The 24131-nt window shown below is 37.0% G+C and carries 16 protein-coding genes; 7 read left to right on the top strand and 9 right to left on the bottom strand.

Going from position 1 to position 24131, the window contains the following annotated elements; translation table 11 throughout:
* Positions 1–9: 9 nt before the first annotated feature.
* The 5 genes from FG27_RS11535 to rlmB all read left to right on the top strand — a co-directional run bounded on the left by FG27_RS11535 (position 10) and on the right by rlmB (position 8150).
* Positions 10–1386 carry a SusD/RagB family nutrient-binding outer membrane lipoprotein gene (locus tag FG27_RS11535; protein WP_037319197.1) on the top strand — a complete coding sequence of 459 codons (1377 nt, stop codon included), beginning with the start codon at positions 10–12 and terminating at the stop codon, positions 1384–1386.
* Positions 1387–1692: 306 nt separating this feature from the next.
* On the top strand, positions 1693–4914 hold the full coding sequence (locus FG27_RS11530; protein WP_037319194.1) for a SusC/RagA family TonB-linked outer membrane protein: 3222 nt from the start codon (positions 1693–1695) through the stop codon (positions 4912–4914).
* An 11-nt stretch (positions 4915–4925) separates the two neighbouring features.
* Positions 4926–6353: a SusD/RagB family nutrient-binding outer membrane lipoprotein gene (locus tag FG27_RS11525; protein ID WP_037319191.1), complete on the top strand. Its 1428-nt coding sequence runs from the start codon at positions 4926–4928 to the stop codon at positions 6351–6353.
* A gap of 35 nt (positions 6354–6388) precedes the next feature.
* Positions 6389–7312 (top strand): hypothetical protein, encoded by a 924-nt coding sequence (locus FG27_RS18685; RefSeq protein ID WP_051935828.1) that lies wholly within the window; start codon positions 6389–6391, stop codon positions 7310–7312.
* A 97-nt stretch (positions 7313–7409) separates the two neighbouring features.
* Entirely contained in the window at positions 7410–8150 is a 741-nt protein-coding gene (gene rlmB, locus FG27_RS11510; protein ID WP_037319186.1) for a 23S rRNA (guanosine(2251)-2'-O)-methyltransferase RlmB, read from the top strand.
* Between the two features lie 40 nt (positions 8151–8190).
* On the opposite strand, the gene FG27_RS11505 is transcribed toward rlmB, so the two are convergent.
* On the bottom strand, positions 8191–8943 hold the full coding sequence (locus FG27_RS11505; protein ID WP_037319184.1) for a rhomboid family intramembrane serine protease: 753 nt from the start codon (positions 8941–8943) through the stop codon (positions 8191–8193).
* Between the two features lie 85 nt (positions 8944–9028).
* Between FG27_RS11505 and FG27_RS11500 the strand changes: the two genes are divergently transcribed.
* A complete protein-coding gene (locus FG27_RS11500) occupies positions 9029–10303 on the top strand; it encodes a replication-associated recombination protein A (protein ID WP_037319181.1) in 1275 nt (424 codons plus the stop codon).
* On the opposite strand, the gene FG27_RS11495 is transcribed toward FG27_RS11500, so the two are convergent.
* From FG27_RS11495 to FG27_RS11460, 8 genes are all read right to left on the bottom strand, one after another.
* Positions 10300–11166, bottom strand: coding sequence for a hypothetical protein (locus tag FG27_RS11495; RefSeq protein ID WP_051935827.1), 867 nt, complete (start codon positions 11164–11166; stop codon positions 10300–10302). The genes FG27_RS11500 and FG27_RS11495 overlap by 4 nt on opposite strands.
* Positions 11167–11287: 121 nt before the next feature.
* Positions 11288–12691 carry a DUF5723 family protein gene (locus FG27_RS11490; RefSeq protein WP_051935826.1) on the bottom strand — a complete coding sequence of 468 codons (1404 nt, stop codon included), beginning with the start codon at positions 12689–12691 and terminating at the stop codon, positions 11288–11290.
* Between the two features lie 2 nt (positions 12692–12693).
* Positions 12694–13248: a hypothetical protein gene (locus tag FG27_RS11485; RefSeq protein WP_037319179.1), complete on the bottom strand. Its 555-nt coding sequence runs from the start codon at positions 13246–13248 to the stop codon at positions 12694–12696.
* 47 nt (positions 13249–13295) lie between these two features.
* The gene (locus FG27_RS11480) at positions 13296–13985 is read right to left on the bottom strand and encodes a YjjG family noncanonical pyrimidine nucleotidase (protein ID WP_037319177.1); all 690 of its coding nucleotides are present in this window, start codon (positions 13983–13985) and stop codon (positions 13296–13298) included.
* Positions 13972–15261, bottom strand: coding sequence for a polysaccharide deacetylase family protein (locus tag FG27_RS11475; protein ID WP_037319176.1), 1290 nt, complete (start codon positions 15259–15261; stop codon positions 13972–13974). Before FG27_RS11475 ends, FG27_RS11480 begins: the two co-directional genes overlap by 14 nt.
* 9 nt (positions 15262–15270) lie before the next feature.
* On the bottom strand, positions 15271–15972 hold the full coding sequence (radC, locus tag FG27_RS11470; protein ID WP_037319174.1) for a DNA repair protein RadC: 702 nt from the start codon (positions 15970–15972) through the stop codon (positions 15271–15273).
* A 65-nt stretch (positions 15973–16037) separates the two neighbouring features.
* Entirely contained in the window at positions 16038–17390 is a 1353-nt protein-coding gene (gene murC / locus FG27_RS11465) for a UDP-N-acetylmuramate--L-alanine ligase (RefSeq protein ID WP_037319171.1), read from the bottom strand.
* Between the two features lie 91 nt (positions 17391–17481).
* The gene (locus FG27_RS11460) at positions 17482–18360 is read right to left on the bottom strand and encodes a lipopolysaccharide assembly protein LapB (protein ID WP_037319168.1); all 879 of its coding nucleotides are present in this window, start codon (positions 18358–18360) and stop codon (positions 17482–17484) included.
* 206 nt (positions 18361–18566) lie between these two features.
* Between FG27_RS11460 and FG27_RS11455 the strand changes: the two genes are divergently transcribed.
* Entirely contained in the window at positions 18567–24131 is a 5565-nt protein-coding gene (locus FG27_RS11455) for a gliding motility-associated C-terminal domain-containing protein (RefSeq protein WP_037319165.1), read from the top strand.

The following is a 24131-nucleotide window of genomic DNA, read 5'->3' as shown; positions in this document are numbered from 1 at the left end:
AGCTTCATCATGAAATATATAAAAAACAATATATCAAAATTAGCAATAATTTGTGTTGCATTTTTGAGCTCGTGTGATTATGATTCTACCAATCAGGATCCTACACGTCCTGGAGGTGAAAATGTGGAATTGGTAGCGATTGTGCCAGCGATGCAAACCCAAACCCATAGAAATATTGGTGCTGTCCTAGGTAGATATGCGGGTATAATAACCCAACAATGGGAAGGAGTTGATGCTCAGCAACTTCAATACACCACTTATGTAATAGGCGAAAACGACACCAACAATCCTTGGGACTTTGGTTTATACACAGGTTCAATGAGAGATGCTGCCGATATTATTGAAAGAGCCACGAACTTAGAGGCCCCTAATACAAGAGGTTTGGCTAAAATATACATGGCCATTAATTTAGGGTTGGCAACGAACGCCTGGGGAGACGTACCATACTCTGAAGCTTTTCAAGGGGAAGACAATTTATCCCCTAAATATGATGATCAGGAAGAATTGTATGGAGTTCTCCAAACACTTCTATCAGAAGCCATAACCGATTTAAATGCTGAAGATCCTGCAGGGATTCAAGGTGATTTAGTTGGAGGCAGCAATGAACAATGGATAAGTGCCGCCCACGGTCTTAAGGCGCGCTTTTATATTCAGCAAACTATTGTAAATCCTAATGCCGCACAAATGGCATTAGACGAATTAGATATGGCTACGAGCAGTAATACTGATCAATTAGACTTCTTTTTTGAGAATACGCAAAATGGTGGTCATCCTTTAGCACTCTTCGGATTCCAAAGACCAAACACAATGGTTATAGGAGATTATTTTTCGAATCTTATGATGGGTGACCCTAGAATGCCATTATATATGAATGAGAGCGCGGGTGGAACTTTTCGTTATTTTGACGCTAATGATCCTAACCTATTTTGGAGCAAACTAGATAGCCCTTCTCCGGTAATTAGCTATGCTGAAGTGAAGTTTATAGAAGCGGAAGCATTGGAAAGAACAGGTGGAGATGGCACCGAAGCAATGGAAGAAGCTATCTTAGCAAATATGAGCTACTTAGGAGTAACAACAGCAAATGCTAATGCATACCTTTCAAGTATTGGAAGCGCTAGTATAGAAACTATAATTACTGAAAAATATAAAGCGTTGTATGGTCAATCCCCAATGCAAATTTGGAACGGATATAGACGTACAGGATTCCCTAGTATAACACCAAACCCAGATGGAGAAAACGGAAATAACCCTTCAGGAATAATACCAAGAAGATTGTTATACCCAATTTCTGAAAGACAATCCAACCCAGATGCTTACGAAGCTGCAATTCAAGCTCAGGGAGGGCATTTATTAGATGACGATATTTGGGTTTTTCCAAGCAATTAAATTAACATAAACTAATAATGAAAAAGGGATTCAATAGTGAATCCCTTTTTTATTCCTGTTCATTTCTTCTTGAGAAGTTCTTAAAAACATCATTAAAATCAGGAATTTTAGAATATTTTTGGTTTTACTTAATTCAAAATATTTTTTTAACAAATTTAACAATCACTCTTACCCTCTGATTTTTAGAGCAATAAACAAATTCGGTGACTTTTGTTTAACACTTGTATTTTATTTTAAAGTTTAAATTTTGTTTAGTTAACCATTTATTAGCACTTTTGGCGTTGGCTAATTCAAACAAATTTAAAAATGAGAACAAAGTTTAGTAGTATTCTAACACTTTTATTGGTGTTAGTGGTGCAAATTACCTTTGCACAAGAACGAACGATTACCGGTACGGTAGTCGATGAAGACGGGTTACCCCTTCCGGGTGTAACCGTTTTAATTGAGGGAACCAGTACAGGTACCCAAACCGATTTTGACGGAAATTATTCCATTGCAGCCACTGAAGGCGATGTATTGGTTTACTCTTTCGTTGGAATGGAAACTGCAGAATACACTGTTGCAAATAATGACACTATAGATGTGACATTAAGTACAGATTCTGCCCAACTAGATGAAGTTGTTGTTACCGCTTTAGGTATTCAACGAGAAAAGAAATCTTTAGGTTATGCAACTCAGGAGGTTGAAGGCGCTGAAGTTTCTGATGTACCAACAACCAACTTCATGAACTCACTTTCCGGTAAAGTAGCTGGACTTAACATTAAGAGTTCTGGTACTATGGGAGGTTCTACGAATATTGTAATTCGTGGTAACGCTTCTTTAACTGGTAACAACCAGGCACTTTTCGTAATTGATGGTACTCCTATTAGTAACGAAACTCCTAACACTGCTGATCAGCAAGGTGGTCGTGGTGGTTATGATTATGGTAATGCCGCATCAGACATTAACCCAAACGACATTGAATCGATCAACGTATTAAAGGGGGCAGCTGCGACAGCACTTTATGGAGCAAGAGCTGCTAACGGTGTAATTATCATCGAAACTAAAAAAGGATCTAAACAAAAAGGGATTGGTATTTCTATCAATTCAACATTTATGACCTCTTCTGTGGATGATAATACGCTTCCTGTTTACCAGGATCAATATGGAGCTGGATATGGTGCATTCTATGACACCCCATTCTTTAACAGGTATAATAATTTAGATCTTCCTGATGGTTTTGATCCTAATATCCCATTTGTTCCTTTCACGGAAGATGTATCAATGGGGGGTCGTTTTGAAGGACAGCCAATTTACCAATGGAATTCTATTTACCCACAATTAGACACCTACCAACAAGCAACCCCTTGGGAAGCAGCACAAAACACACCTAACGATTTTTGGGAAAGAGGTTATACAGCTATAAACTCTGTGGCTTTAGATGGTGGTAACGAAACAAGTACTTTTAGACTTAGTGTAACTAACCTAAATAATCAAGGAAACCTACCTAATAGTAGAATTAAAAGAAATACTATTAAATTTAGCGGTAATCACGAATTTACGGATGATTTTAGCGCAAGCGCTAACATTACTTATACCAAAACAGACGGTAAAGGTAGATACGGTACGGGTTACGACTCAGAGAACCCAATGCAACAGTTTCGCCAGTGGTGGCAAACTAACGTAGATGTTTATGAACAAAGAGATGCTTATCTAGCTACAGGGCAAAACATCACATGGAATCCAAATAGTCCAACAAACCGCACACCAATCTATATGGACAACCCATATTGGACGCGTTATGAAAACTTCCAGACTGATACTCGTAACAGGTATTTTGGTAACATTAACCTGAACTATGAGATCAATGATATTTTTAGTGTTTTAGGACGTTTCTCATTTGATACGTACGATGAATTACAGGAAGAAAGAAGAAATGTAGGTAGTGTTGGTGTATCAGGATACTCTAGATACAACGGAAGAGGCGCTGAATACAACTACGATCTTATTTTGAACGCAAATACTGATATTGCTGAAGGATTAAATTTTGACGGGAACTTAGGATGGAACTTAAGAAGAAATGAGAACAGTTCTATTAGAGCTTCTACTAACGGTGGCCTTAATGCTCCAAGTTTTTATGCATTAAGCAATAGTGTTGATCCAATTTTACCTCCTAACGAATACGATGCCACAAGAATGATTGATGGTATTTATGCAAGAGCTAGTTTAGGTTATTTAGATACCTATTTTGTTGAAGGTACAATAAGAAGAGACCGTTCTTCTACACTACCTGCTGAAAACAATACTTTTTACTATCCATCTATTTCAACAAGTTTATTACTTTCTAATATCGTAGAGGCAGATTGGTTGAACTTTGCAAAAGTAAGGGCTAACTATGCTGAGGTTGGTAACGATGCTCTACCTTTTAGTGTACTTAACACTTATGTTCTTAGCACTCCTTTTGCAGGAGCAGGTATTGCCGGTAATCAAGCAGTCTTAAACAATGCTAATCTTAGCCCTGAAAGAACAAAGTCTTATGAAGTTGGTCTTGAGGCAAATTTCTTTGATAGGAGAATAGGTTTTGATGTATCATATTACAACAGCCAGACTGAAGATCAAATCACCCCGGTACCAGTATCTATGGCTTCTGGTTTTACTTCGGTATTTTTCAATGCAGGTACAGTTGAAAACAAAGGTATTGAAGCTTCTATACGTTTAAATCCTGTAAGAACTGAAGACTTTAACTGGAACATGAATATTAACTGGGCAAGAAACCGAAGTGAAGTTTTAAGCTTAGCACAGGGAATAGACAACCTTCAAATAGGCCCTTCTCTTCAAGGTGGTGTAACTATTAATGCCGCACCTGGTGAGCCTTATGGAGCCATAAGAGGTACAGATTACATCTACGATGACAGTGGCAATAAAGTTGTTGGAGCAGATGGTTTCTATTTAAGAAGTGCAAATAATAATGAAATCATTGGTAACATACAACCAGACTGGACCGGTGGTCTTCAAAACACTTTTCAATATAAAAACCTTAGCTTGAGTTTCTTAATCGATGTTCAAAAAGGTGGAGATATTTTCTCTCTTGATACCTGGTATGGTTTTGCAACCGGTATGTTTGACCAAACAGTTGGAACTAATGATCTAGGAAATCCAATGAGAAATTCTTTAGCTGAAGGTGGTGGCATCATTCTTCCTGGAGTTACACAAGATGGTCAGCCTAACAATAAAAGAGCTCCTTTTGATTCTCACATTAATCCTTATGGATATGCAAGAGATGCAAACAAAGGACATGTTTACGATGCTTCTTTCGTAAAACTTAGAGAGGTTAACCTAACTTATGCATTAAGCGAAAAAATAACTGATAGGTTACCATTTACAAGAGCTTCTTTTTCTGTAATTGGTAGGAACCTTTGGATTATTCATAAGAATATGCCATACTCTGATCCTGAATCAGGACTTAGTGCCGGTAATACTCAGGGATACCAATCTGGTGCTTATCCAATGTTTAGAGAAATAGGTGCAAGCCTTAAACTTAACTTTTAATAAATATTAAAATGAAAAAATATATATTAACTTTTATTGCTCTAGCAACGCTTTGGTCTTGCCAAACTGATGAGCAATATGAAGATCTCAATAGAGATCCTAAGAATCCGACGGACGTAGCTGCAGACTTCTTGTTTACCAGTGCAACTAAAGATTTGGCCAGACAAATGGCAAGTCCTAACGTTAACATTAACATTTTTAGATTTATATCGCAGTACTGGACAACTACAACTTATTTAGATGAGCCAAACTACAATATAAACAATAGAAACATCCCACAAAATCACTGGAATAGGTTATACAGATGGAGCATTTTCAACCTTATGGATGCCAAGGAGAAGGTTCAGGAAGAAGCCCTTCTTAGCGATGCAGAAAAAACAACAAGAATTGCTCAAATTGAAGTTTTAGAAATTTACACCTGGCAGGTTCTTGTAGATACTTTTGGTGATATTCCTTATACTGAAGCATTAGGAGGTGCGGATAATATTTCTCCAGCCTATGATGACGCTGAAACTATTTACAATGATTTAATCTCAAGAATAAGCACTGCTAGTGCTAACCTAAGTGCAGGACAGGGTTTTGCAGGCGCAACAGATCTTCTTTATAACGGAGATATGGGGAAATGGGAAAAATTTGCAAACTCTCTACAATTAAGATTGGCTATGCAAGTTTCTGATGTAAACCCATCATTAGCCCAAACAAATGCTGAAGAAGCATATTCTAACGGAGTTTTTGAAAGCAATGCCGACAATGCTTTATTACCTTTCCAGTCTGCACCACCAAATACCAACCCATTATGGGAAGACCTAGTACAGAGTGGACGTTCAGATTACGTTTCAGCTAACACTGTAGTAGATGTATTAAATGAGCTTGATGATCCAAGAAGATCAGCTTACCTTGATACTAACTTAGGTGAAGACACCTATGTAGGTGGAGTTTATGGAGCAAGTAATTCGTTCCAAAATTTCACACATGTTGGAGATCCATTTAGGGATCCTACCAATCCTGGAATCTTAATGGACTATGCCGAGGTAAGATTCTTACTTGCCGATGCTGCTCAAAACGGATTCGCTGTAGGCGGTTCTGCCGAAGAGCATTATGAGGCTGCCATTACTGCTTCTATGGAATACTGGAATGTTGCTGAAGGAGAAATTGAAGATTACCTATCAGATGGTGATGTAGCCTACGATGGTTCAGAAGACCAATTGGCAACTCAGTTCTGGTTAGCGATGTATGACAATCCTTTCCAGGGATGGAATGTATGGAGAAGGTTTGACGCTCCGGAATTCAATCTACCTGCGAGTACAGGAAATGATGTACCGGTACGTTACACTTACCCAATTAACGAGCAAAACCTAAACGAAGCTAACTGGAGTGCTGCTTCAGATGCTATTGGAGGAGACGAACAGGGAACTAACATTTTCTGGGACGTTGAGTAATTGGTAATTTGAACAAGAACTTTAAAAAGAATAAAATGAAAAATATTTTTAAATATATAAGCTTCTGCCTAATTGCAGTAGTTGGATTATCATCCTGCGAACCAGATGATAATGGATATAGAGATGAAAATCGCGAAGTTGGTGGTTATGCCTACTTACAAACCCGCAGCTTAACTGTCTTTGATTTTGATCAGGACTTGAACATCGAATTATTTACAGCGGAAGGTGTTACTATAGAATCAGTAGAAATAATCGAGAATGGCAGCACATTAACAACTGCTGATATTTCTGGCGATATGGCAACTTTTAACGCAGCCGATCTAGGAGCTTTCGCAGTAGACTCTACTTTTTCAGTAAAAGTACGTTCTAACCTTTCTAATGGTGAAATTTCTGAAGAACCAGCGACCATAAGTGTTGTTGAAGCTGTAGAACTTGGTGATGACAACCCGGAAGAAGCTGCTATCAATATGCTAGACGATGTTGAATTAGAATATACTGTTAGTACTACTTCTGCCCCTATAGATGAAGTTAACCTATGGGTGAAAAATGGCGAAGAGGCTGAATATATGATGATTGAAGATTTGGATCTTCCTACGGATGAAGGCTCTGTAAGCATGAGTGATTTTGATTACAGTGGACTTGATCTTGAAGTGGGAGATGTTATTTTCTATCAATTTGCAGCTACCAGAGGTGAATTAACTGAAGGTGCTGAAGGTGAAATAGAGGTACTTGAATTCCAGGAAGAAGAAGAAGAAGAAGAAGAAGAAGAGTCTGAAGAAGAAGGAGACGATTCTGAAGGAGATGATTCTGAAGGAGATGATTCCGAAGGAGATGATTCTGAAGGAGATGATTCTGAAGGAGATGATTCTGAAGGAGATGATTCTGAAGGAGATGATTCTGACGGAGATGATTCTGACGGAGATGATTCTGACGGAGATGATTCTGACGAGGAAGAATAAATTTCATTCTTAAATATTTAAAAAGCCACCCTAACTGGGTGGCTTTTTTTATGCATTAACTTTATACAAATTTAATCACAAAGCATACCTTTGTAATATGGAAGAAACTACACGTATTTTTGGAATTAGAGCGGTTATTGAAGCTATCCAGGGTGGAAAGAGTATTGATAAGGTATATATACAAAAAGGACTCTCAGGACCTTTATATCAGGAATTGAACCATCTTATTCAAAAAGGAAGTTATAATATCTCTTTTGTTCCCGAAGAAAAGCTTTATAAGCTTTCTAAGGGGAATCATCAGGGTGTGGTAGCCACCATTTCACCAATTAAATTTGGAAATCTGGAAGAAACTATAGAAAGAATTCTTACAAAAAAAACTACTCCCCTTTTCCTTCTGTTAGACCAGATTACCGATGTTCGTAATTTTGGTGCGATTATAAGAACTGCAGAATGTACCGGTTTAGATGCGATAATAATTCCGGAAAAAGGAGGCGCACCACTAAATGCTGATACCGTTAAAACCTCTGCCGGCGGAGTTTTCAACTTGCCAATTGTAAAAGTGAATCATATAAAAGATGCGGTTTTCTATCTACAATCTTCAGGAGTACAAATAGTAGCCGCTACAGAAAAAACAGATGATACTGTTTATGATGTAGATTTTAAACAGCCTTCAGCGATTGTTATGGGTAACGAAGCTAAAGGAGTTTCAAATTCAATTTTGAAAAGTGTAGACAAAAAAGCTAAGCTTCCTATGTTTGGCAAAATTGAATCGTTAAATGTATCGGTAGCCTGTGGAGTATTTTTATACGAAGCAATTAGACAACGTCAAATATCCTAATTGGAGCGTTTACCTTATTGAAATTTGGGAAACCAATTTATTAAGTTTTATCCTCTGATTTTTTATAGAAATAGCGATAAGTTATTCCAGAAGTATCTTCAGGTTCTTCTTCATCTTCTTCAATCTCAAAACGCCTTTCTATGAAATTTCCGTTTTCATCAAAATGCTTCATAAACAAATCTTCTTCTACATTATAATCAGGTTTCTCCCATTCGTATTTAGGACTTTTAGCTATATTCTTCCTATAAATTAAAGAGAGTAAAAAACCCGATACCAAACCTGAAAGGTGGCCCTCCCAGGAAATTTCGGGATTTACAGGTGTGACGTACCATAGCATCCCTCCATATAAAAAAACCACGATTAAAGAAAGCGCTACTAAGCGATAGTATTTTGAAAAAATTCCTTTAAAAAAAAGAAAAGCAGCCAGCATATAGATAATCCCACTAGCTCCAATATGATTTGCGGGTCTTCCGATGCTCCAGGTGAGAACCCCGGTAAGCAAAAGACCAATGAGTAGCACCTGCCAACTTATTTTCCTATAGAAATAAAAAAGTGACATGGAAAGTACAAAAAGCGGAATCGTATTGTTAAATAAATGCTTAAGGTCACCATGAATAAAAGGCGAAAATAGAATACCACGTAAACCTTTAACATCTCTGGGGCGCACCCCAAATTCATTAAAACTAATTCCGAAGCGAATCTCAAACCAGAAAACTATCCAAATAAGCAGCACAAAGAGAATGGGATACCCCAAAACACCAGTAGTAAACACAAATGGATTAGCCTGTTTCAAAAGAATTAGTTTCTATTAATATTACAAAAAAGAATCCATTTGTTAATAGATGACAAAGTGTTATTCAAATTACTAATTTTGTCAGATGAGTAAACCATTAGCAGAACGATTACGACCACAAACTTTAGAGGACTATTTAAGTCAGCAGCATTTAATTGGTCCTAAGGGAGCCTTGCGGCAACAAATTAAACAGGGAATTATTCCTTCCATTATATTCTGGGGGCCACCAGGTGTTGGTAAAACTACCCTGGCCAATATTATCGCCAGTACCTCAGATAGACCATTTTTTACGCTTAGCGCTATTAGCAGTGGCGTAAAAGATGTACGTGAAGTTATAGAAAAGGCTAAAAAGAGTGATGGTTTATTCACTACTAAAAATCCTATTCTATTTATAGATGAAATTCATAGGTTTAGCAAATCACAGCAAGATTCACTTTTAGGTGCTGTAGAAAAAGGCTGGGTTACTTTAATTGGCGCAACTACTGAAAATCCAAGTTTCGAAGTAATTTCGGCTTTGCTTTCCCGTTGCCAGGTTTATATTCTTAAACCCTTCAGCAAGGAAGAACTGGTTGCACTTTTGGAGAGAGCAATGCGCGAAGATAAAATCATCGCTTCAAAAAATATAAAATTAAAAGAAACCGAAGCCCTTCTTAGGCTAAGTGGTGGCGATGCGCGAAAACTGCTGAATATTTTTGAACTTTTAGTAACTTCTTCTGAAGGAAATATTGAAATAACCAATGAGCTAGTTTTTGAACGTGTTCAGCAGAATACCGTATTATATGATAAAGCCGGGGAGCAACATTATGATATTATTTCGGCATTTATTAAATCTATTCGTGGCAGCGATCCAAACGCTGCTGTTTACTGGCTTGCGAGGATGATTGAAGGTGGTGAAGATGTGAAATTTATTGCCCGACGGTTATTAATTTTAGCCAGCGAAGATATTGGAAACGCCAATCCAACCGCTTTGGTAATTGCAAACAATACTTTTCAGGCAGTTACCACTATTGGTTTCCCCGAAGCTAGAATAGTATTGAGCCAGTGTGTCACCTACCTGGCAACTTCCCCAAAAAGCAATGCGGCATACATGGCGATAAACCATGCACAAAGCACAGTAAAGAAAACAGGAAATCTCTCGGTGCCTCTCTCTATTAGAAATGCACCCACCAAACTAATGAAAGATATTGGATACGGAAAAGACTATAAATATGCTCACAACCACGAAAATAATTTTGTGGAAGCAGAATTTTTACCCGAAGAATTAAAAAGCACTAAATTCTATGATCCAGGAAATAATCCCCGGGAAAATGCGCAAAGGGAATTCCTGAAAAAAAGATGGAAATCCAAGTATAATTATTAATTAGAAGAAGCTTTATAAACTTGCTTAACCGATTTGTTTTCTGAATTTAGATATTCTACGACTAAATTACCATTCTCCTCGAAATAAGCTACACCCTGGCGAGTAAGGCTTTTATAAATAAAACTATTTTCATCTCCAGACTTTGCTAAAACCGCGAAGGGTTCTTCTGAACCTTTCTGAAAAAAAGAATAGCCTGTTTCTGATTTTTCAAGAAAATAAGACTTAGCATCTTTTTCGAAACTTAGTTCTTTTGCTGAAGCACTACTTATCATAGGATTTTCAACCACTAACTCTGGCGGAGCAGATGTTGGTGTTTTTGCTTCATTTGAAGTTTCTCGTTGCTCTGTCGCCGGTACAGCTTCTGCAATTTCAGCTTGCTCAACTTCTTCCGTTTTTGACTTATTATTGGTAGTACTTAATGTGGAAACTTCAGCAGGATCATACTGATAATTTAAATCTTCAATATCGCTAAAAGCATCACGTAATGCTTCGTGATGTGCTTTTTTATAATCTTTCTCCCTACTTCTCCCCTCTTTGGTTTCAAAAACAATATTGCCACGACAATCTTCCAGTTGAACCACGAGTTTGGTCACAAACAACCCTGAATTATCTTTTACTTTAGCACTAAGTCCAAGACAATAATTTTCCTGAAGATCAAGCGGTTTTTCATCACGCTTCATAATTGCTTCAAAACCGAATTTTTCAAAAAGAAATTTAGTAAGTGCGTTTAACTGAAATTGATTTACTTCCTTAGAAAGTTCAAATTCTTCAGGTACAATCACATATTTATATTGATTTAATTCCTGTGCAGAAATATTAAACGTTCCAAGAATCATTAAAAGTATAAAAGCTGTTTTTTTCATGTATTTTTAAATTTAAGCACTATTGAAAATCCAAATGCCACGCCTTTAGTGTCCCAATCTGAAAATAATTTAGAGAAACGGATTATAGATATCAGGATGATTCTGGTTTCATTTTTAAACTCTAATTATTGAAAATAAGTTGCATTCCTAATTGCAGCGAAGCACTATGAGCTTTTGCCAAATTAGGAAAAGCCAACAAATTATTGGCAGCCAGATAAACATTAAATTTATTAAAAGTTCTGGTATACATCAAGCCAATATTAGTTAAAGAATAATCATCTAAAGAATAAGAAACTTTAAAACGTTGATTTTCGTTAATTTTCCGGTCATAATAAGTAGTAAACGTATAAACAAAGCCCTTTGGTCTCTTCACTCCACTAAGTTGCATTCCCAATAAACTCATATACCTAACTTTTTTAGCAGTTAAATAATGACATGGTAAAAATGCAGGTCCAAAACCGTATTCCATGGCAAAGTTGACTTTTATTGGGCGCCAGGTGGTATAAGACTCATTAGTAGTTTCATCTCTTAAATTTCTGTCTACTTCGTCTTCAAAATCATCCCAATAAGGTAGTGCCTCATCATTAGCATCCAGTTCCGGAAAAAGAGGTTCCAGGCCGCTGGTTTCATAAGCGCCAAAATATCTATAATTCTCTACCTCTTTGCGTTGAAAAACCGCCCCAAGATCCTGCACAGACCCGGAAAGTATAAATTGTTCGTCTAGAATGTAGGAAAGTCCCAAATCTAGACCAAAACCAGCATTTCCTCCAAAAAAAGATCTACTTAGTAATTCGGCAGATGCCTGATCTACGGTCATACCTTCCTCTTCTTTGAGCGGCGCAAAACCAGCTGTATTAATTAACACATCCATATCTACAACTTCGTGATTGTAGACATTTCTTCCATCTGGCGTGGTGTAAGTTGTAAACCTGCCAGTATTTCCTGTACTTTCAGCATTAAAGATGCTGGAATAAAACTTAGCCCTAGCTCCTACCGTAAGTCGCCTGCTGAACTTATGATTAATGCCCAAATGATAAACCGTCATAATTTCACCGGTAAATGAAACATCATCAAAATAAAATGGTTCGTTCAGATAATTATTATTTCCTTCATTGGCTAGTATTGCCGGATCTTTGGGGAAATATGAAAATAAGTCCATTTCCTGGTAAATCCCGGCAGAGAGGTAATTCTTTCTATCTAACTTCCAGCCCATAGAAATAATTTCTAATTGCTGGTTTACCGAAAAATAATCTCTAGAATCCAAACTTCGCATAGTTTCCTGAACGCGAGCATTAATATTTGTACCATCATCAGCAAAAATATCGAAGAGATCGGCGCCGGTTGAACCTGCTGATAAGTGAATTTGTGAAAAAAGCGGAATACCAATATGGCCGGTAAAATTTATTTGAGCCCCGGGATTGCTCATTAAGGTTTGAGGAAGATCGTCTACATTAAAGAGCAGCGGTTTATTTTGCGCGGAAAGCACACAGGAATAAATTAGAAAAAAATAAATAAGTTTCCACATCTCTAAAAATCAAATGAAAAAAGACCTTTTGAAGCGAAATCCAATTCTCCTTTAAAAGTTTCTGAACCAGGTGGCACCTCTAATTCTACCACCATTTTAATACTTCTACGCACTAAATTTATTCGATCTTCTTCAATTAATTCATATTGATCTGTCATTACTGGATTAGCAGATGCTCCAGGTTTTATGGTATAATTTATTGAAAATTGTTCGCTATTGGTTTCAGAAAGAAACCTTATTTCACTTTCAATTTCACGGGGAAAAGTATTGATATGTCTAAAATAGAATTCTACAGAAGAAAGATCATTTTGTATATAATCATCATCCAAAAATTCTAACCGCACCGTATCACTAATTCGTGTTTTAAGAGCTCCCGTTATTGTATCTACAAATTGGGTTTGGTTTATATTATAAATAAGAAGATCTATTTGAATATCGGGACCCAGGGTAATGTCCTCACGCTGATTCAGGTCTATATCTTTAGCACAGCCAACAAGCAAAAAACTCAAAGCGGTTGCTTTGAGGAAGTTTTTTAGGTAAAAATATAAAAATTTCATTATTCGTTAGCTAAGTTTGCGCCAACGAATTTAACAAAAGATTATCACTACAAATAAACCTTCAGTTCATTTAACGTTTTAATATGTATTATATCGATGTTTTCCTTGTTTCCGTAGTAATCGAAAAAGATAGGTTTTATACCACAATTTTCTGCACCTGTGCAGTCAGCTTTAAAATTATCCCCAATCATAATACTGTTTTGAGGGGTAGCCGAAGATTTCTTAAGCGCAATTTCAAAGATTTGTTTATGCGGCTTTTTTACACCGGCTTCCTCAGAAGTAGTGATTGTAGTAAAATACTTACTTATTCCTGAATTTTTAAGTTTTTTATGCTGTACTTCTTCAAAACCATTGGTAATAATATGCAACTCATAAGTTTTATGCAGGTATTCCAGCACCTCTTTACTACCCTCTAAAAGGTGATTATGATCGGGAAGGTATTCTATATAGTCTATAGCAATATTATCTATCAGGTCTTTATCGGCTTCAAATTTTAAAATATCAAAACTATCTTTTAACCTCCCGTAGCGAAGCGCTTCTTTAGATACTTTATCATTGCTATAACGTTCCCAGTATTTAAAATTTACTGGCATATATACCTCTAGAAAACTATTCACTTCCAAAGGAATATTTCTGAATTTAAAAACCTTTTCAAAAGCTAAAGCTGAGTTTTTATCGAAATCCCAAAGCGTATGATCTAGATCAAAAAAAATATGATTGATATTATCTAATTTCATAAATCTGTTTTAATAATGTGTTATAAGACTGATGGTTGGAATATTGTGAAAAATCCTGATTCTTGAAAATAGCCTTAAAGCTACCTCCTACTTTTTTCACTTCGCTCAACATTTTGCCCACATCACTCGTTATTTGGGCAAAATCATTACTTTCTACAATATTTGAATTAAAAATATAAGGGTGTATTTTTAGGGCAAGAGTAGATTCAGTATTGATATCATAAAATAAAAAGGGGCTGCAGGTGCCAGCTCTAAAACCGGCAGTTTCAGGATATCCCATAGAATAATCCTGGGGAATTTCAAGTTCGGTTAAAAAAGTATAAAATTCCGGAATGTTTAAATTGTATTTTACATTAATCACCCTTTCCAGCGGTGTGTGAACCGTATTCTCCATACGAAGCTTTTCTTTACGCAGGGTTTTGAAATCTTCATAAGCAAAATACCCGGGAATTAGGCCAACTTTTGCATAATCACCTACATATTTAATAATGGATCGGTATGGGTTTCGATTGTAGTTAATATTACGATCATAAATTGAAAAATCGCTTATTTGAAACATAAAGAGTAAAGAGACTTTATACTCTTTTATAAAAGCAATTAGCTCCTCAAAAATGTTTAACGGGTCTTTTTTTATCCTTAAAAGTACCTGAATACGGTCTATGACTTTATTGAACTGAAGTTTTATTAAATCCAGATGCATCCCTGCCAAACTTCTTAAAAATCCTTTATTCTGGAAATTAAAAACATGTTCTACGGCAATAATTGCCCGGGTATGAAATTCTCTATTAGCGATCGTGATATCGGGAAATCTCTCAAGCAAAATTTCTTTAAATTTATAAGCCCAAATATCTACCACTGGAGATTGTAAAAACCCCTCCTGGTATCCCACACTTTCTGAAGCCGGAAATCTACCCGAATTATCCTTTACATGAGGCAAATATTCCTCATACCTACTTAATAAAAAGAAAGAAGCGGCAAAAATATCAAAGGGCAAAGCGCTATTTTCTGAAACAGGAAAAAAGCAGTAATTATCGCCCCAGGGCTGCACTTTTATTTCTACCTCGCTTAAGCCCTGCTCGAGCAAAAGACCAACTTTTTGCACGAATAATTCGTTCCCAAGGGCTTGCTTTCCATAAGAAAGCTTCATTCCCTCGTGGGCAATAAACTCTTCTATTTTAGTAGTGAATTTTATGGAAATTCCCAGAATATTAGTGCAAATATGTTTAAAAGTATAAACTATTCGCGGGGTGATTTTCTGGGTATAAATTAATAGCATTTAAACAATTTAGAGTACGCCTTCATCTGCAAAGCTAAAGTATGATTTTTCGGTAACAATAAGATGGTCTAACACCTTTATATCTAAACTTTGCGCGGCGGTTTTAAGCTTTTGGGTTAGCTGTTTATCGGCTTCACTGGGCTTTAAGGTTCCTGAGGGATGGTTATGAGCCAAAATTATAGAAGTGGCGCCAACTTCCAGCGCTTTCCTCAAAGTAATACGCACATCTACCAAAGTACCGGTAATTCCGCCTTTACTTAGTTGTAATTGTTCTATAACTTTATTTGAATTATTAAGATAGATAATCCAGAACTCTTCGTGATATAGCTCACCAATTATAGGTTGCATCAACTCAAAAACCGAAGCACTGGAAGTTATTTTCTTTTTCTCAAGTGCTTCTTCTGCTCTTCGCCTGCGACCAAGTTCCATAGCAGCTACAATACTCACTGCTTTAGCAGGGCCTATGCCTTTAAATTCACAAAGTTTTTTTACTGAAAGCTTGCCGAGATCGCTAAGTTGATTTCCGGTGGAAGCCAAAATGCGTTTACTTAATTGTACCGCTGATTCATTGCGACTTCCCGACCCGATTAATATAGCGATAAGTTCAGCATCACTTAGACTAACTTTCCCTTTTTGAAGTAACTTTTCCCTGGGCCTGTCGTCTTCTGCCCAGGATTTAATACCAAAACCAATTTGATTTTCATGCCCCATAGTTTTATAAAGATAAAAAATGATTCTTTATCTTTATAAAAACTACTCAAAATGAAGCTTTTAGATTAATAAAGAGCTTTTAATTCCTCCATATCTAAATGACCAAAAGTCCCACTTGTCATTAAAAGCAAAACAGAATTATTAAGATCTTTTGATTTTAGAATAGCTTGTAAAGCGGTAGTTTCAGAAATTACCTCCAGGTCGGTTTTATTAAAAGCCGTTTTTATGTCTTCAGGAGAAATAGCTTGCATTTGTTTTTGTGCAATTGCCTCAGGAGAATAAAAAACAATAGCTTCATCAGCTTTTACTAACGTATCTTTATATTGCTCAATAAATTCGGAATTTAAGCTACTAAAAGTATGTAATTCTAAACAAGCTACTAATTTTTTATCAGGATATTGTTCCTTAACAGCCTGGGTGCTGGCTTTAACTTTAGAAGGGCTGTGCGCAAAATCTTTGAAAATTATCCCGTTATTTCCCTCAAAAATCTTCTCTAACCTTCTGCTCGCACCTTCAAACTCCGTCATCGCTTCATAGAAATCGTCTTCGTCAATTCCCATATGCTGGCAAATCCATTTTGCACCGGCGAGATTATTCATATTATGCTTTCCAAAAATTTCCAAAGGCATATCACCTTCTGAAGTTTCTAAAATGGTTTCTCCATCATCAATGTGATATTCTGGGGTAGTATAAGGGTGTTTCCTAATTTGATTTTCAGTATTTTCAGCAAGTTTTTTTAAAGTTTCATCTTCTTCATTATAAACAAGGATCCCTCCTTTTACTATTGAATTTATAAAAAGCTGAAACTGCTCTACATAATTTTCAAAAGTTGGAAAAACATTAATATGGTCCCAGGCTATCCCACTAAGCAAAGCAATATTAGGTTGATATAAATGAAATTTAGGGCGAAGATCTATAGCTGAAGCAGGATATTCATCTCCTTCAATTAGCATAAAATCATTTTCATCACTTAAATTAATGGTTTTCTCAATTCCTCTAACCGGGGCGCCAAGCATATAATCTATTTCTTTTCCGTGATAATGCATTACGTGAATTATCATAGCCGTAATCGTAGTTTTACCGTGAGACCCACCAATTACTACACGGGTTTTTTCTTTGGAAAGTTCAAAAAGGAACTCAGGATAAGAATATATTTTTAATCCTAACTCCTCAGCTTTTTTTAGTTCAGGATTGTCTTTTTTTGCGTGCATTCCCAGCACCACCGCGTCCAGATCTTTTGTTAGCTTTTCGGGAAACCAGCCGAAATTTTCAGGCAACAAACCCTCTTTTTCCAAAGCCGATTTGGAAGGCTCATAAATTGCGTCGTCGCTTCCGGTAATCTTATTTCCTTTGTAATGAAGTGCCAGGGCAAGGCTATGCATAGCGCTGCCACCTATTGCTATAAAATGAAGTTTCATGAAATTCAATTTGATCTGCCATTAACCTGGCAATTTCCTACTCTTTTTCTGGCTGCAAATATAAGTAAGCAATAGGGAAAAAGCCCTTCGCTTACATCTCTAATATTTGTTGTTTCAGCTTTTCTGCTTCGGGAAAATCGAATTTATTAGCGAGAGCCTTATTTACGTGAACCAGAGCTTTATCTTTATTATCTCGAGAAGCCTGAATTTTAGCAATATGAAAATGTGCCCAGGCAGGGGATTTTAGATCTTTATAGTTGTAATTTTCTACATAGTTTTCAAGAAAATAAATAGCAGAATCTGGCATGATACCAAATGCTGCAGCCCTTTCGCCAAGCTCATAATTTTGGTAATTGCGCTCAATTAAACTCTTATCGCTAATTGCTTCACTTACTGCATTTTTCACCGCTATTTTTGTCGCCTCTTCATCCTCTTCTACTTTAGAAATATATGCCTTGGCTAAATAGGCATCTACTTTATTTATAGATTCGAGCTCTTTTACATATTGCTGGGCCACATCTTTACTACCTCCAACTATAGATGGTAATTGCATATAAAGCTCAACTAACGCACGACGGACTTCTGCATGATTTTTATCCAGCTCAGCTGCTTTATTGAGATATGATTTAATATCACCTAACATTAACGCAGCTCTAAACTTAGAGATCTCTATAGCTTTCATACCCATAGCACCACCAAGCTTGAAGTTATATGCGGAAGAGTTAGGCTGGTTTTCCACCAATTTTTCATAATGTTTAATGGCCAAATCCCATTTTTTCTCAAAACTGGCAATATCGCCGAGGTATTCTATAGCCTTTATATTCTCTGGATGCTCTTGAAAAAACCTTTTAGCCTGACTTATTTGGTTTTTTTTAAGATATTCTTCTCCAATTTTAAGAGAAGATTGAGCCGTAACCGGCGTTACTCCTATAAGAGCTAATATTGTAATTATTAATAATTTATTCTTCATCCTACTAATTTTTTCATAAATTTATTGCGATTATCGTACTAAAGCTCCAAGTATCGTTTAACAAAATGTGAGGTTATAAACATCAAATGATAAATTTTGTTAAAGTAGTACATAGTTTAACTCACAATGTTAAAAATTATTTTAATATTTGTGCTGCTAAAATTTTTTAAACCTAATACTAATAATTGAATTTTAACACCTAGCCTATGCAAAATTTTACTTTTGGGAGGAAGGGAACGAATTGGTTCCTTTTCGCCTTTGTATTGTTAATTGGAACTCTGCCCTCATTTGGGCAAGAAGACTGCCCTGAAGCAGGAGATTTTCCTGCTTCACAAACTTTTTGTTTTACACAAACTGTTAGCGAACTAGATACCGATGGTTTCCCGGTTTACCAGACAGATGATAACGCAAATGATACTCAAGCCATCCCGCAAGATGAACTTCTTGCGGATGGAGAAACCTATTTTGTAGGTGGAGAATCTGGACAATGTGAGCGTATTGCTATTGAAGTTACAGTTAATAGTCAACAACGACCTCAAAATACTATTACTAATAGTATTGTAGCAGGTTTTGAATTTACTACCTGTACACCAGCTAACTATTCCGCTGAAAATTTAGCGAATATTTTTGTTGCTTTAGATGATTACTCAATAGAAGTTTATGACAGTGAGGAGTCTACCACACCATTAACAGGGCCATTGGTATCTGGAAACAGTTACTTTGTTGCCCAAGTACCTGATGGTTCTCAAGATCCGGGCAGCAATACCTGTCCATCACAAAGAGTTTCAGTTGGGTTTAATCCCAATCAAATTGAAGCTCCTGAAGCTGAAACAGCACAAACTTTTTGTGAAGATTCGACAGTTGCGGATTTAGAAGCAGAAGGAACATATGATAACACCCAAGCCATTAGATGGTACCGTTCTCAAAATGGAAATTCTCCATTGGCACCCTCTACACAACTAATTGACGGCCAAACATACTATGCAGGCCAGGTAGTTAATGAAAGAGGAAGCCCGCTTCCTCCATGTGAGACTCCTGCTGAAGATAGAGTTGCGGTAACGGTGACTTTAGGGGAGCCGCTTTTGAGCACGGTTAGTGCAGAAGTTTGTGTTGACGAAATAATGGATAATCCAGATGCTAATGATTTTAGAGGCTTTTTCTTAACCTTAATTGGCAACCCTGGACCTGGGACTTTTGATCCTACCCCAGAAGAATTGGTCGCTCAGTACGAAAATGACCCCATCGGCACTTTTGAGACAACGTATACAATTGATGATGAATGTGAAGCAATAACAGCATCAGTAGTAGTAGCGGACACAGAAGAAGCCAATGCCGGTAGTTATGACGATTTAACTTTAGGGTGTGCCTCAGCAACCTTATTCGATCTCACTCAATTAGAAAATAATGATGATACCTTTATTGAAGGTGGAACCTTTTCTGGTGAAGGAGTTGAAAACAATCAGTTCAATACATCCCAATCCCCTGGTGAATATACTATTACTTATACTGTAGACGAATCTACAGGATGTATAGCAGGCGAAGAATCAACTCAGTTTACAATAACTCTTACCGGAGAAATACAGCAATTTGATCCTATTTCAGTTACTCTCTGTGAAGATGAAGTGAATGATAATCCTTCGGCAGGGCAAATAAGAGAATTTTTCTTAGCCCAGGTTGCTCAGAGAACAAATCTACGATTAAATGGAACTTTCGAACCAACATCTTCTGAGATCCGCCAACAATATTTAGCTGCAAACGGAATTGGAACTTTTGAAACTACTTATACGGTTCAAACACAGGAATGCGGTGAAGCCAGTATAGTAATCACTACCGAAGTGCAAGAACTTCAACCGGCGAATGCGGGAGATTTTGACGACCAATTAGTTGAATGTAATGACGAACAACTTATCGACCTTACTACTCTTACAAACAATAATGAAGATGCCAATTTAGGAGGAACATTCTCTGGAGAAGGAGTAGAAAACAACCAATTCAACCCATCAGAAGTTGGCCCAGGCACTTATACTATCACCTACGCTGTAGATGATTCCGCATTCTGTGTGGAACCAGGAACTAGTGATTCTACAACTTTTGATATTATCGTTGAAGCATCGTCCACTAGTGAAGTTGCTAGAACTTTATGCGTTTCGGATGCTACCGAATTAATTCAAAATCCTCTAGAAGCTATCGCTTTATTTAACGATCTATTAGAGGAACAGGAAGGCGATATTCCTTCTGACGGGGAATTCACACCCGGGTTGTCAACATTAATTGGAGATATTTCAACATATTTAGACAATCCAGCGGGTGAAGAAACCTTCAGCACTACATACACTTATGGAGATGACGATTGCCAGTCTGCTATAGAAATATCTTTAACTATAGAGAATGATCGCGAAGCCGAGGCCGGAGAGTTTGAGGATATTACTATTTTCTGCAATGATGAACAAACAATTGACCTCACTACCCTCACAAACTTAAACCCAGAAGCCAATACAGGTGGTGAGTTTTCAGGAGTGGGTGTTGAGAACAATCAATTTGATGCAAGTGGACTTGCAGCTGGACCTTACACTATTACTTATACTGTAGATGATTCTGCAGATTGCGTTATAGAAAATACTTCTGATGAAACAAGCTTCGTTATAAACGTTGAAACCGAAGTTGAAGAATTTGATCCTATAGTTGTTACTTTATGTGAAGATGAAGTGGATGACAACCCATCAGCTGGTGAAATAAGAGAATTTTTATTAGCTCAAATAGCTCAGATTACTGATTTGGCTTTAAACGGCACATTTAATCCTACTCCGGCGGAAATTCGTCAGCAATATATTGCGGCAGATGGAATTGGAACTTTTGAAACAAACTACACTGTTTCCACCGAAGACTGTGGAGATGCTACTGTAGCTATTACTACGGTAGTTCAACAATTGCAGCCAGCTGAAGCAGGTGAAATTGATGACATCAATTTAGACTGTTTTAATACTGGAATAATAGTTCTAGATGACTCAATTTTAGATAGCAGCGCGAACACCAGTGGAACATTTTCCGCAGAGGAAGGAGTTCTTAATGAAGATGGTAATTTTGATCCATCAATAGGCGCAGGAACTTACACCATCACTTATACCGTAGATGATTCTGCTGATTGCGTATTAGAAGGAACTTCTGACTCTACAAGCTTCGATATTATCGTATCTGAAGATTTAGAGGAGTTAAACCCTGTCTCTATTACAATATGCGAAGATGAAGTTGCCGAAAACCCAACGGAGGCTCAAATTAGAACATTCTTTACAAACCTTGTTTCTAACAATACTAGTCTTGAGGCAGGAGGAAGTTTTAATCCAACTCCAGCCGAAATTTTGACACAATTTGAAGACCAAAATGGTCTTGGTATATTCGAAACAGAATATACTGTAGATACTGGTGATTGTGGAATACTATCAGTAATGTTAATGGTAGAGATCACTCCTGCGCAGCAAGCTGATGCTGGAGATTTTAGCGATCTTGAACTATGTACTACAGATGATGAAGTACAATTATCACTAGGACAAACTGGCGGCGTTGAAGGTGGCTTCTTTACAATAGACGGTGAAGTTATTGAAGGAGGAATTTTTAATCCTACAATGATGGAAGAAGGAGAATATGAAATTACTTACACAATTAATGAAGAGACTGACTGTGTAGAAGGTGAAGATTCTACTTCATTTATAATTACTGTTTTTGAAGGTCCTAATGCAGGAAATGATTTAACACTAGCATATTGCGAAACCGAAATCGAATCTCTTCTTGCAAATCCTGAAGAAGCTCAAAACTTTTTAATTGATTTACTTGAAAGTCAGCAGGATGATGTAGACTTGAGCGGGGAATTTGATTCGAGCATAGAAGAACTTTTCGCCTACTATAACGCTGGAGAGTTCACAGAACCCTTTGTTACTACATACACTGTTTCTAACGAAAACTGTGAAGATAGCTCAGAAATCTCAATTACAATAAACGAAGTAGAAGTAGCAGATGCTGGAGAATTTGATAACTATACTTTCTGTACCACAGATGAAGATGTAAATCTTAATAATGAAGTTACGGGAACTCAAGGTGGCTTATTCACAGTTGATGGTGAGTTAATTGAAAATGGGATTTTTAGTCCTTCAGATTTTGAAGCTGGATCTTACACAATTACTTATACTGTTAACGAAAGTGTAGACTGTGTAGAAGGAGAGGATTCAACTACTTTTGAAATCGCATTATCTCAAGGTTTTAATGTAGGTGATGATAGAAGTGTTGAAGTTTGTATAAATGAAATAGTAGAAGATCCAACAGTAGCAGATATAAGGAATTATTTCCGCAATTTACTGCAAGGAAACTTCTCTTCTGAAGGAACTTTTGAACCTTCTATTGAAGAGATAAGAGCTTCTTTTCAGGAAAATCCAATAAACACCTTTACCACAATTTACACACTTGGTGATGGTGAATGTTCAGACTCAGCAGAGCTTTCTGTAAACGTAGTAGCCACAGAAGAGGCTAATGCTGGAGAAATTGAAGATCTAAGCATTTGTTCTACAGAAGAAAGTATAGACCTATTTTCTCTTCTTTCAGATGATGCAAATGAAAATGGATATTTTGAAGGCTATGAAGATGGTACTTTTAATCCTTCGATGATGGAAGGTGGAGCTTATGAATTAACCTATATCGTAGATTCAACCACTGCTTGTGTAGAAGGAGAAGACACTACTACTTTCACTATCGAAGTTCTTCAAGGTGCTAACGCTGGAGAAGATATGAATGTAACTGTTTGTAGTAACGACGATCTTCAGGATCTTTTCTCATTGATTTCTGCAGATGCAGATATGGATGGTGAGTTCACTTTAGATGGTGATGTTATTACTGATGGAATCATGGATCCTTCAGCTTTCGAAGCTGGGACCTATGAGGTTATTTATACTGTTACTGCCGGAGAAGATGATGAATGTGGAGGAGATGACACTGTTACAATCACGATCACTCTTGGTGAAGCTCCAGAAGCTCCAACCACTGGTGAAGCTGTTGCATTCTGTGCAATAGATGGTGAAACTGCAGCTCGTCTTGAAGCTGATGGAACTAATTTAATCTGGTATTCTGATGCTGCTTTAACCATGATGGTTAGCGACGAAGATCTATTAGTAAATGGTGAATACTATGTAACTCAATCATCAGACGAAGGATGTGAATCTGAAGCTGCTATGATTATGGTAAATATTGTAGATTCTCCTGCTCCAACGATTAGTTCAGATTATGAACTATGTGAATTTGACAATCCAACAATTTCTGACCTTACTGCTGAAATTAATGAAAGCGGTGAAGTTACCTGGTATAACTCGGCAGAAAGTATGGATCCATTAAGCAACAACGCAATGCTATCTGATGGAACTACTTACTACGCAACACTTATTTCAGATAACGGTTGTGAAAGTTCAGAAAGATTAGCTGTTACAGTTACTCTTGAAGAATGTGCACTACTATTCCCGGAAGCGATTACGCCAAACGGAGACGGTAGAAACGACAGGTTAGTAATTGAAAATATTGAAAGAGAATATCCAAACTACAACATTACTGTGTTTAACAGATGGGGTAATACAGTGTATAAAGGTAATGCCTCTACTCCTACCTGGGATGGAACTTCAAACCAATCTGGTAGTCTGGGAGACGATGTACTACCTGTAGGTGTATATTTCTATGTGGTAGACTTTAACGACGGAAGCACAGAGCCACGTCAGGGTAAAGTATACTTGAACAGATAA

It is taken from the genome of Salegentibacter sp. Hel_I_6, assembly GCF_000745315.1.
GTDB lineage: Bacteria > Bacteroidota > Bacteroidia > Flavobacteriales > Flavobacteriaceae > Salegentibacter.
The sequence above is the reverse complement of the archived record's forward strand: the minus strand, read 5'-3'. Positions and strand labels throughout refer to the sequence as shown.

Excerpts from the sequence above, each read along its gene's own strand:
- FG27_RS11535 (WP_037319197.1), top strand. The coding sequence starts at position 10 with ATGAAATATATAAAAAACAATATATCAAAATTAGCAATAATTTGTGTT.
- FG27_RS11530 (WP_037319194.1), top strand. The coding sequence starts at position 1,693 with ATGAGAACAAAGTTTAGTAGTATTCTAACACTTTTATTGGTGTTAGTG.
- FG27_RS11525 (WP_037319191.1), top strand. The coding sequence starts at position 4,926 with ATGAAAAAATATATATTAACTTTTATTGCTCTAGCAACGCTTTGGTCT.
- FG27_RS18685 (WP_051935828.1), top strand. The coding sequence starts at position 6,389 with ATGAAAAATATTTTTAAATATATAAGCTTCTGCCTAATTGCAGTAGTT.
- rlmB (WP_037319186.1), top strand. The coding sequence starts at position 7,410 with ATGGAAGAAACTACACGTATTTTTGGAATTAGAGCGGTTATTGAAGCT.
- FG27_RS11500 (WP_037319181.1), top strand. The coding sequence starts at position 9,029 with ATGAGTAAACCATTAGCAGAACGATTACGACCACAAACTTTAGAGGAC.
- FG27_RS11495 (WP_051935827.1), bottom strand. The coding sequence starts at position 11,166 with ATGAAAAAAACAGCTTTTATACTTTTAATGATTCTTGGAACGTTTAAT.
- FG27_RS11490 (WP_051935826.1), bottom strand. The coding sequence starts at position 12,691 with ATGTGGAAACTTATTTATTTTTTTCTAATTTATTCCTGTGTGCTTTCC.
- FG27_RS11485 (WP_037319179.1), bottom strand. The coding sequence starts at position 13,248 with ATGAAATTTTTATATTTTTACCTAAAAAACTTCCTCAAAGCAACCGCT.
- FG27_RS11480 (WP_037319177.1), bottom strand. The coding sequence starts at position 13,985 with ATGAAATTAGATAATATCAATCATATTTTTTTTGATCTAGATCATACG.
- FG27_RS11475 (WP_037319176.1), bottom strand. The coding sequence starts at position 15,261 with ATGCTATTAATTTATACCCAGAAAATCACCCCGCGAATAGTTTATACT.
- radC (WP_037319174.1), bottom strand. The coding sequence starts at position 15,972 with ATGGGGCATGAAAATCAAATTGGTTTTGGTATTAAATCCTGGGCAGAA.
- murC (WP_037319171.1), bottom strand. The coding sequence starts at position 17,390 with ATGAAACTTCATTTTATAGCAATAGGTGGCAGCGCTATGCATAGCCTT.
- FG27_RS11460 (WP_037319168.1), bottom strand. The coding sequence starts at position 18,360 with ATGAAGAATAAATTATTAATAATTACAATATTAGCTCTTATAGGAGTA.
- FG27_RS11455 (WP_037319165.1), top strand. The coding sequence starts at position 18,567 with ATGCAAAATTTTACTTTTGGGAGGAAGGGAACGAATTGGTTCCTTTTC.